The 10,181-nt window shown below is 62.7% G+C and carries 6 protein-coding genes; 5 read left to right on the forward strand and 1 reads right to left on the reverse strand.

Annotation, left to right across the window (positions count from 1 at the left end):
• Positions 1-10: 10 nt before the first annotated feature.
• The 3 genes from ASE96_RS14645 to purU are packed head-to-tail and all read left to right on the forward strand — an operon-like array spanning position 11 to position 3,167.
• Positions 11-841 (forward strand): methylenetetrahydrofolate reductase, encoded by an 831-nt coding sequence (locus ASE96_RS14645; protein WP_082492764.1) that lies wholly within the window; start codon positions 11-13, stop codon positions 839-841.
• Complete coding sequence (gene cycA, locus ASE96_RS14650) at positions 831-2,309, forward strand: D-serine/D-alanine/glycine transporter (RefSeq protein WP_056431895.1); 1,479 nt, start codon at positions 831-833, stop codon at positions 2,307-2,309. Before ASE96_RS14645 ends, cycA begins: the two co-directional genes overlap by 11 nt.
• 3 nt (positions 2,310-2,312) lie before the next feature.
• Positions 2,313-3,167 (forward strand): formyltetrahydrofolate deformylase, encoded by an 855-nt coding sequence (purU, locus tag ASE96_RS14655; protein ID WP_056431898.1) that lies wholly within the window; start codon positions 2,313-2,315, stop codon positions 3,165-3,167.
• A gap of 44 nt (positions 3,168-3,211) precedes the next feature.
• Here the strand turns inward: purU and ASE96_RS14660 are convergent, their stop codons facing one another.
• The gene (locus ASE96_RS14660; RefSeq protein WP_056431902.1) at positions 3,212-3,649 is read right to left on the reverse strand and encodes a zinc-binding dehydrogenase; all 438 of its coding nucleotides are present in this window, start codon (positions 3,647-3,649) and stop codon (positions 3,212-3,214) included.
• A 2,351-nt stretch (positions 3,650-6,000) separates the two neighbouring features.
• On the opposite strand from ASE96_RS14660, the gene sbnA reads away from it, so the two are divergent.
• Both sbnA and ASE96_RS14670 read left to right on the forward strand, forming a co-directional pair.
• Positions 6,001-7,077, forward strand: coding sequence for a 2,3-diaminopropionate biosynthesis protein SbnA (sbnA, locus tag ASE96_RS14665; RefSeq protein ID WP_056431905.1), 1,077 nt, complete (start codon positions 6,001-6,003; stop codon positions 7,075-7,077).
• A gap of 2 nt (positions 7,078-7,079) precedes the next feature.
• Positions 7,080-10,181 (forward strand): Pls/PosA family non-ribosomal peptide synthetase, encoded by a 3,102-nt coding sequence (locus ASE96_RS14670; RefSeq protein WP_082492766.1) that lies wholly within the window; start codon positions 7,080-7,082, stop codon positions 10,179-10,181.

Below are 10,181 nucleotides of genomic sequence, written 5' to 3' on the forward strand. Positions count from 1 at the left end.
AGGACCAAAGATGTTCCCTATAAGAATCGAAATTATCCCATCGGCCGGGATCGTTGAGCAGGTCCAGTCCATGGTTCCGCTGACCACCACGCTGACCATGACCTGCCTGCCGCACCACAGCGTCGAAGGGACTATGCGCGCGTCGGTGGAGCTGAGCATGCTCGGCTACAACGTCATCCCACACCTGGCTGCCCGCAGTGTGCAGAGCCGGTCTCAGCTGACCGGAATTCTCCGAGACTGCGACATGGCGGGGATCGGTGAGGTGTTTGTGATCGGCGGCGACCGGAAGGAGGCCGCCGGTCCGTACGACTCGGCCCTGCCGCTGCTCGAAGACATCGCCCAATACACCGGCGGCCTTATGCGCGCAGGCGTGGCAGGCTACCCGGAAGGCCACCCGTCGGTGACCGCCCTTGACCTGGTGGACGCGCTCGTGGCCAAGCAGCACCTGGCCGCACACATCGTCACCCAGATGTGTTTCTCCGCCCCAAAAATCCTTGACTATGCGGCGCTCATGCGCCGTGAAGGTCTGGACCTGCCCCTCTGGGCAGGCGTGGCGGGGCCCGTACAGCGGACCAGGCTGGTCAACCTGGCCGCCCAGATCGGTGTCGGAAGTTCCCTGAAGTTCCTGAGCCGCAAGGGCCCGCTGGCGCGCAAGCTCCTCAGCCGGGACCGATACTCACCCAGCACCCTGATGGCCGGGCTAGAAGGACAGCCCGGCATCGCAGGCATCCACCTCTACAGCTTCAACAACCTCGATGCGGTCCCCAATGAAGCGGGCCCCGCGTCTTCCCCAACGGCACTCCAGCCAGCATCGATTCGAGGAGCAGCACGTGAGCACTAAAACCATCACCACCGTGGGCACGCCCCACCTGGAGCGGCAGCTTAGCAACAGGCACATCCAGCTGATCGCGATTGGCGGCGCCATCGGCACCGGCCTCTTCATGGGCTCCGGCAAAACCATCTCGGCCGCCGGCCCGTCCGTCATCTTCGTCTACATGATCATCGGCTTCATGCTGTTCTTCGTCATGCGGGCCATGGGCGAACTCCTGCTCTCCAACTTGAATTACAAGTCCTTCAGCGACTTCGCCGCGGACCTGCTCGGCCCTTGGGCCGGATTCTTCACCGGCTGGACCTACTGGTTCTGCTGGGTGATCACGGGCATCGCGGACGTCATCGCCATCGCCGCCTACTCGGAGGAACTCTGGCCCGGGCTGCCGCTGTGGATCCCCGGTCTGGTGACCATCGGCATCCTGCTGCTTTTGAATTTGGCTACTGTGAGGGCGTTCGGGGAAACCGAATTCTGGTTTGCGCTGATCAAGATCATTGCCATTGCAGCGCTGATCATTGTTGGCCTGTTTATGATCTTCAGCGGGTTCCAGTCCGACGCCGGCCCGGCCACCTTCACCAACCTGTGGAGCCACGGCGGGTTCTTCCCGAACGAATTCATGGGCTTTGTAGCCGGCTTCCAAATCGCCGTCTTCGCTTTTGTGGGCATTGAACTGGTTGGCACCACCGCTGCCGAGGCCAAGGATCCGGAGAAGAACCTGCCCAAGGCCATCAACTCCATCCCCATCCGTGTCCTGCTCTTCTACGTGGGCGCCCTCATCATCCTGATGTCCGTCACCCCCTGGACCCAGTTCAGTGCCGGGCACAGCCCCTTCATCGCCATGTTCTCCCTCGCGGGCCTCGGCGCTGCTGCCACCATTGTGAACCTGGTGGTGCTCACTTCGGCCATGTCTTCGGCCAACTCAGGCATCTACTCCACCTCACGCATGGTCTACGGCCTGGCCCAGGAAGGCGATGCCCCCGGCGTCTTCAGTCGGCTGTCCCGCCGCAAGGTCCCGCAGAACGCCCTGTTCCTCTCCTGCGTCCTGCTCCTGTCCGGCGTCATCCTGATGTACGCGGGGCAGGACATCGGCAAGGCCTTCGAGATGGTGACCACGGTTGCCGCGGTCTGCTTCGTTTTCGTCTGGTCCATGATCCTGGCCAGCTACATTGCCTTTCGAAAGCGCCGCCCTCAGCTCCACGACGCGTCCAAGTTCAAGATGCCCGGTGGCATCCCGATGGTCTGGAGCGTCTTCGCCTTCTTTGCCTTCGTACTGTGGGCGCTGACCACACAACCCGACACGCTGCTGGCCCTGCTGGTCACCCCGGTCTGGTTCATCCTCCTCGGCATCGCCTGGTTCATCCTGCGCAAGCGTCCGTCCCACCTGGCCCGCTACGCGGAGTTTCAGAAGGACCTCGCCGGCGAGAGGGTAGAAGCCGATCAAAATGTCGTTTCCGAGCAGAATGCTCAGCGGGGAATCTGAGCCATGGAAACCGAACACATTCTGACCGTCAACTGTGCCGAGTCCCCGGGAATCGTCCACGCGATCACCGGCTACCTGCTCGATCACGACTGCGACATCATCGACTCAAAGCACTTCGGCGACCGCCAGGCCCAGCAGTTCTTCATGCGCGTGCACTTCGCCGCCGGGACCGAGGCGTTCAGCACCGAGGAACTGCGCCGGGACTTCTCGCCGCTGGCCCAGACGTGGACCATGAACTGGCAGCTTGAGCCGCACGGCCGTAAGCGCCGGGTATTGGTGATGGTGTCCAAATTCGAACACTGCCTGAACGACCTGCTGTTCCGAGCCCGCACCGGCGACCTTCCGGTCGAAATCGTGGCTGTCGTCTCCAACCATACGGACCACGAGGAACTGGTGAAGTGGCACAACATCCCGTTCTTCCACCTGCCGGTCACCAAGGAAACCAAGCCGGTACAGGAAGCACGCCTGCTGGAACTTGTGGACGAGTTCGATGTGGAACTGGTGGTCCTGGCCCGCTACATGCAGGTCCTCAGCGATGAGTTGTCGGCCAAGCTGACGGGCAAAACCATCAACATCCACCACTCGTTCCTGCCCAGCTTCAAGGGCGCCAAACCATATCACCAGGCGTATGAACGAGGCGTTAAGACCGTCGGCGCCACGGCGCATTACGTCAACGCCGAACTGGATGAGGGCCCGATCATTTCCCAGCAGGTCATCGAGGTGGACCACACGTACACCGCCGAGGACCTGGTTCGGGTTGGCCGGGACGCTGAATGCGCTGCCCTTCGAAACGCCGTCCGCTGGCACTGCGAGGGCAGGATCCTGGTCATGGGCAACCGCACCGTGATTTTGCGATAGTGCGGTGTCCGAATGATTCGGCAGTGGCGATCAAGTGGTGGGTCTTAGGTGGTGACGACGAGTTTTCCGCTGACGCGGTTTTCCTCCATGTCGGTGTGGGCCTGGACGATGTCATCGAGGGCGTAGACCTTGCCGATGGGCACGGTTGCGGTGCCGTCGCTGACGGCTTGCAGGAATTCCTGGAGCACGCTGCCGGGGAGGTCGGCGGCGCCGCCGGTGTAGGAGGTGAGTCGGACGCCCCGTGGAATGTAGTCGATGGGGTAGAAGTCGGGGATGGTCCACTGGTTTGAGAGCATGCCGGTGAAGCAGACGATGCCGTGGACCCGGATGGCGTGCAGCGTGTCTCGCAGGGTCGGGGTGCCGACGAGTTCGAGGGCGGCATCCACGCCGCCGGGAACAATGCGGCGCACGGCGGAGGCCAGGTTCCCGTCGTCGATCAGGACGTGGTCGACGTTGATCGAGGCGAGCGGCGCGTTTGGCAAGGATTGCGGCGGCCATGCCGACGGAGGAGGAGACGACGACCATCGCCTCGAACCTGGAGCGGTGCTGCCTTTGCTGGTTTGCATTTCTTGATGTCATGACTGTTCATGGCGACGTTGCAGGTAAGCGCATAACTTGATACGTCTTGTTGACGGTCAAGCGGCTAGCGCTTCCTTGAGCCCGAGGTGTGCCCGGTCTGCACCGGCGAGTCCCTGGTCCGTGAACGTCTTCTCCGACGACACTCCAAGAGCAACCAGGGGCATTCTTCCGGGCGGTAAGGTCTTGGTCGTTCGAGGATACGAGGGCGTATCCGATGGGGGCCCGGTCATGGACTTGGATGTGCTGTTTAGCCCCCGGGGGATTCTGTCGATCGAAGCAACACCTATTTCAGGGTGATTCGATATGTATTTGAGTTCGACGTCTCCAGCAGGTATCCGCTTTCTGGCCTCGATCAAGCAAGGAAATGGTCTCAAACCCTCCGCCCGCGCGGCCGGCATCGGCAAAAGCATTATCCCGGCGACTAAAGGCTGGCGATGTGTCCAGCTTGGTCTACACCGGGACCCTTGGATTTCGGTTTTCCCCTCACTTCTCCGCCGGGCGTCTGTCTCAGTTTCACTGCTCCAGGGGTGACGAGCATTCATCGCTCGCTTCCAGTGCCAGTAGGGACGCGATTGCTTTTGATGTGGGGTCATTGTGGGAGTTCAGACGCCAGGAAACCCTTGCCACGGAATCAGTGTCAAAGGTAATTAGTTCGAACGGGTCGTGATGAGGCGATAACTTCACGCCTGTCTCACCGCAGCCAGCAACGGGACACTGATTCGAAGTATTCATTTCCATTGTTCCTTTCTTGCAGGTACTTCGTGAATTGTCAGCGATGGAACATTTCATCGTCCGGAGCTCTCTCGTGTCGCATTTGGTCATTTCACATCCAGTTGGACTATCCCGGCGGCGATCATCACCAGGACGAGTCCGACGCCGAGCATGATTAAGGGAGCGTGTTCACGGGTCCAGAAGCGTGGGTCGCGTTTGGGGACATCGGGGGCACCTCACTGTTCGGGGCTTGAACCGGCGGATCTACTGGTCACGCCGCCGGACGTGGAGGCCKCGGTTTCAGAGGTACAGGCTTGCGTCGACAGCAGCCTGTCTGGGGGACTGGAGGGAGTAGGTGCTTGCGCAAAGTGATCATTGAGCCTCACATCTTTAGYCGGYATAAGTGCCGGTCCTCTTTCGGCTAAAGGTMTCGCCGCTCGCCACCGACGCTCCGGTAAGTCGCGGTCGCCGTYGCGTTCGCGGCTACTCCGGTTCGAACAATGGTGGGCTCGCCGACTGTGTCCTCCGTATGGATCGCCTGAGGAATTTCTGTGCGGAACGGTTAGAGGTCCCCGGGGGTGCTCGGAGCGGGAAGCTGTCGTATTTGGCGACACACCGCCCTGACGGCGCTTGGCCCAGTCCTCGTTGTCCCGTCGTTGTTGTTCCCTGCTGTTTCTTGCGCTGCAGCCGCCGGTGACCTAGCCAAACCGAAGCGACCATGAGACCCATCACATTGGCGAAGCCGAGGATGGCGGCCCACAGCAGAACTCGTCCAAATGAGTAGAACAGCTCGCCGAAATCAGCCCACTCCAGTGCCTCGGACGGATAAGCACCCGACATACAATCGAGGACATCCTCAGATATCTTTGGCCGGCTGCGGTAAGGGATCAGGGGACCCTTCCGGCCGTACCGGAATGACGAGGGACGGCTTATCGTGGTCGCTCCCCACGAAGAACCCGCGCTCCTCGCTGGCGACATCATGGCGTTCCTGCAGTCGTTGTGACCCGAGGGTGGGCGGTAAGGGATCCACTGGCGGACAAGCAATTCACGATGCTCCTGACGCTTATGGATCTAGCAAGATGTAACCGTTACTGCTTCTCCCGGTTTAGCGCTGGTAGGGCTCACTGAGAAGGCGGGCGGAAGACTGGGAGGTTCGCCATCTGAGGACGAGGAGCGCGCGCCTACGCTAGCTATCATCGGGGCCGCGAGTGCGGGAAAGCAGGTACTCGGGGGGCTTGGATACAGGTACTCGGGGGGTGGATACAGGTGCTCGAAGTCATTGCGGTTGGCCACGAAACTTGGCTACTGTCGAAACAGAGGTTTGAAGCCTCAACCGCAATTCGGAGTATCCGCGGTGGGGAAGCCGGGTATTGCTGCTGGGGGAAATAGCGGCGGCCGCAGTATTCCGCTTGTGCCGCTCTGCGCGGCATTTCTTGAAAAGTAGAAGGGTCCGGACGAAGATGTCCGCCTCCCGTCACACACACAAGCTGGCAGGAGCCTCCCCCATCCCTGACCACGCTCGTGGAAGGGAACGAGGGAGATCATGCCGATTATCAGGGATCCGCACCTGTTTAACGAGCAGAGCCTGTTCGTCGACCTGGAGGGGGTGCTGGGCTGCCGCCTCTTTCTGAAGATTGAGGGGTTCAATTTCGCTGGCTCCATCAAGCTCAAGCCCGCGCGGGAGATGGTCGAGCGCGCCGAGCGGGAGGGGTTGATCAGCCCTGGCTCCATCCTCGTGGAGTCCTCATCGGGCAACCTCGGCGTCGCGCTCAGCATGATCGCTGCCAGCAAGGGGTACCGCTTCGTGTGTGTGATCGATCCGCGCTGTAACCAGCCAACCCAGCAACTTATGGAGTCGCTCGGGGCACAGGTGGACCTGGTCACCGAACCGGATCCCGTCGACGGCTTCCTCGGAGCCCGGCTCAACCACGTGCGGGACCTATGTGCGTCCGACGAGCGGTACATCTGGCTCAACCAGTACACCAATCCCGGCAATTGGGGAGCGCACTACCGGTGGACTGCCCCCGAGATCTCCAATCAGTTCCCCGACCTGGACGTGCTGTTCGTGGGAGCAGGGACAACGGGGACCTTGATGGGTTGCGCGCGGTACTTCCGTGAGCACCGGCCGGATGTCCGGATTGTCGCGGTCGATGCCGCAGGATCGGTCTCGTTCGGCGGCCAGCCCGCCCCCCGCCTGATCCCGGGACTCGGCATGAGTGTGCGGCCGCCGCAGCTCGACGAGGCCTTGATCGATGACGTGGTGATGGTCGAAGAACTGGACACGGTGCGCGCCTGCCACCGCCTCGCCGCTGCCGGCTTCACGCTCGGTGGCTCCACCGGGACCGTGGTCCACGGCGCCGCGTCTTGGCTCACCCAACACGACGCCCAGGACCTGACGGCGGTGGCCATTTCCCCGGACATGGGCCGACCCTACCTGGACACTGTCTACAACCCTGACTGGGTGCACGATCATTTCGGCGCCGAAGTGCTGGCAACCCCCGACGATTTGGCAGGGGCTCCGGGCCGACGGTCCGACCCAGTGTCGGAGCCACAGCACCCGTCACGTGAAGCGGTGGCCGGTTACGCCGCAACCGCGGCCTTAGGGAATTTCGTGCAGTGAAAATGCGTCTCGATAACTTGCAGGGCGCTCCGCGTTCCACATCTCCCATCGATCTCCCCATTCCTGATGCAACCGCGGCTCCGGCCGGGAACGGCTCTCCGGCCGTTCCGGCCACGGGTACGGCCGTTGCCTTGGAGCGCCGGCTGGCGGAACTTCTGGCGTCGGTGGTAAAGAAGGACGACGTCCCCGTGGACGCCAACTTCTTCTACGACCTGGGCGCGGATTCGTTGCTGATGGCACAGTTCTGCGCCCGCGTGCGCAAGCAGCCGGACTTGCCAGCGGTGTCGATCAAGGACATCTACCAGAATCCAACGATCTCGGCGCTGGCCGCGGCTCTGGCACCGGCGGAAGTGGCGTCGGTGACGGTTCAGATCCTGGTCCAGGACCGGTTGGCAGAGGTGCTCTCCGGCGTGCTGGACATTGAGAATGTGCCAGTGGAGGCCGATTTCTTCCAGGACCTGGGCGCGGATTCGCTAACCATGGCGCAGTTCTGCGCCCGCGTGCGCAAGCAGCCGGACCTGCCTGCCGTGTCCATCAAGGACATCTACCAGAACCCGACAATCTCCGCGCTGGCCGCGGCCCTGGCGCCGGCGGAGGAGGCATCGGCGACGGTTCAGGTGCAGGAACGGCTGGCCGAGGTGCTCGCCGACGTACTCGGCAGGCAGCAGGTCCCGATGGACGCCGACTTCTTCCAGGACCTGGGCGCGGACTCGCTGGTCATGGCGAAGTTCTGCGCCCGCATGCGTAAGCAGCCGGACCTACCGGCGGTCTCGATGAAGGATGTCTACGGTAACCCGAGCGTCTCTGCCCTCGCCGCGGCCCTGCAGGTTCCCCCGCAGCAGGACCGCTTGCAGGAGTCCTCACCGGCCGTGGCTTCGGTGCCGGAGGCTCCGGCGGCCATGGACGCCCGGACCTGGGAGTACGTCACCTGCGGCGCCCTGCAGGTACTCGTCTACCTCGGCTACTGCGTGATCGCCGGACTGCTCACGGTCGGTTGGTACCAGTGGGTGTACCCGGAAGCTGGGCCGGGCGCCGGGACAGAATTCTGGGCGATCTACCTCCGGTCGACCGTCTATACCGCGGCAGTGTTCGTGCTGATGTGCATCCTTCCCGTGGCGGCAAAGTGGATCATCCTTGGGCGTTTCCGCCCCGGCGAAATCCGACTGTGGAGCTTGGCCTATTTCCGGTTCTGGCTGGTAAAGACCCTGATGCGAACTTCCCCGCTGGTGTTACTGAGGGGGTCTCCGCTGACCACCTTCTACCTGCGGGCCATGGGCGCCAAGGTGGGCCGCAACGTGACGATCATGACCAACCGCCTGCCGGTCTGCACCGACCTCCTCACGATCGGGGAAGGGACGGTCATCCGCAAGGACGCGGTTTTGAACGGCTACCGCGCCCACGGCGGCGTCATCCAGCTCGGCGCGCTGACGCTGGGCCGGGACGTAATCGTCGGCGAGGGGAGCGTTTTGGATATCGGCACCGCATTGGGCGATGGGTCGCAGTTGGGCCACCGGTCCACCCTGTACACCGGCCAGTCCGTGCCCGCCGGCGAACGGTGGCACGGGTCGCCCGGCAGGCGCACTGAGGTGGATTATGGCGGAGTCGAGGCCAGGCCCTACTCGCCTTGGCGCCGGGGATGGTTCGCCACCTCCCAGCTGATCAGCACGATTGGCTTTGGCCGTATTCTGCTAGGCCAGGTTGTCGTGTTGGTCGTCATGGCGAACCCCAACGTGGCGGCACTCCTGGAGACGCAGGCGTTCGCGTTCACCGACTGGGTCTTCTACGCCGACGCCATTGCCTATGCCGCTCTTGCTGTCTTCGGTGGCACGGTCGTATCGTTGCTCATCGTCACCACCGTCCCGCGGGTGGTTCAACTCGCCGTCAAGCCGGACACGGTGTATCCGCTGTTCGGCCTGCGGCACGCGGCGGAGCGGTCGGTGTTGAGAATGACCAACAAGCCCATGCTGACGGGATTGTTCGGCGACAGCTCGTACGTCGTGCACTACTTGCGGGCCATCGGGTACAAGCAGCCGCAGGTCCAGCAGACCGGCGCGAACCTGGGCACGGGGTTCAAACACGACAGCCCGTTCCTTTCGACGATAGGCAGCGGCACGATGATCGCCGACGGGGTGTCGTTTATGAACACCGATTTCTCGGCGACGTCGTTCAAGGTCAGCCGGGCGGCGATCGGCGCACACAACTTCCTGGGCAACGCCGTGCTCTTCCCTGCCGGGGCCAGAACCGGGGACAACTGCCTGCTCGCGACCAAGGTGATGGTCCCCCTCGACGGACCGCTGCGCCACGACGTAGGTCTGCTCGGGTCACCGCCGTTCGAGATCCCCCGCTCGGTCCTCCGGGACGCCCTCCCCGATGAGTATTCAAACCGTGCGCACTTCCGTCGAAACCTGGCAGCCAAGAACAGGCACAACGTGCGCACGATGGCCCTCTTGATGCTGGTGCGGTGGCTCAACATCTCACTGGCCACGATCATTATGTTCGCCGCCCTCGAATTGTCCGATCAGTTCAGTTTCCTTGCCCTCAGCGCGGCCTTTGTCCTGATGCTCGTGGTTGGCTTGTTGGTCCCCATCGGCATCGAGAATCTCGTCAGGGGACTGAAACCGCTTCAGCCCCAGCTCTGCTCCATCTACAACCCCTATATGTGGCGGCACGAGCGGTACTGGAAGATGTCGCTGCAGAGCCGATACGCAAGCCTCCTCAACGGGACGCCGTTCAAGCCGCTGGTCTGGCGTTTGCTCGGCGTACGGATCGGAAGCCGGGTCTTCGACGACGGCTGCGGCATTATCGAGCGGACCTTGGTCACAGTCGGTTCCCGTTGCACCTTGAACGCCGGCACCACCCTCCAATCCCATTCCCAGGAAGACGGCATGTTCAAGTCGGACCACATCGTTGTTGGCGACGATGTCACCCTCGGCGTCTCCGCGTTCGTCCACTACGGCGTGACCGTCGAAGACGGCGCGGTCGTCGGCGCCGACTCCTTCGTCATGAAGGGGACCACGCTCACCCGCGGATCCCTGTGGGCCGGGAACCCGGCCGAAGAGGCCCGAGCCGACGCCACGTCCCCCCTCGCGCTGGAAAGGCCCTGA

Source organism: Arthrobacter sp. Leaf69 (assembly GCF_001422645.1).
Taxonomy (GTDB): Bacteria; Actinomycetota; Actinomycetes; order Actinomycetales; family Micrococcaceae; genus Arthrobacter.